The following is a 258-nucleotide window of genomic DNA, read 5'->3' on the forward strand; positions in this document are numbered from 1 at the left end:
CGCACGACGATTCCCGAGGTGACCGCGCCGCGCCCGCTGGACCGAGTCAACCGGCAGTTCAAGGCTGACCGACCGAATCAGCTCTGGGTGTCGGATTTTACGTATGTCTCGACATGGCAAGGCTGGCTGTACGGGGCATTCGTGATCGACGTGTTTGCCCGCCGTATTGTTGGCTGGCGCGTCAGCTCGTCGATGACCACGGACTTCGTTCTGGATGCACTTGAACAAGCGCTGTACGCCCGCCAACCGGGTGAGGAC

1 protein-coding gene is annotated in these 258 nt (G+C 61.6%); it reads left to right on the forward strand.

Annotated elements, in window-relative coordinates; translation table 11 throughout:
• The coding region (locus tag SB752_RS32825; RefSeq protein ID WP_410719568.1) for a DDE-type integrase/transposase/recombinase at positions 1 to 258 on the forward strand (258 nt) is incomplete at both ends.

It is taken from the genome of Brevibacillus sp. SIMBA_040, assembly GCF_046535075.1.
GTDB lineage: Bacteria > Bacillota > Bacilli > Brevibacillales > Brevibacillaceae > Brevibacillus.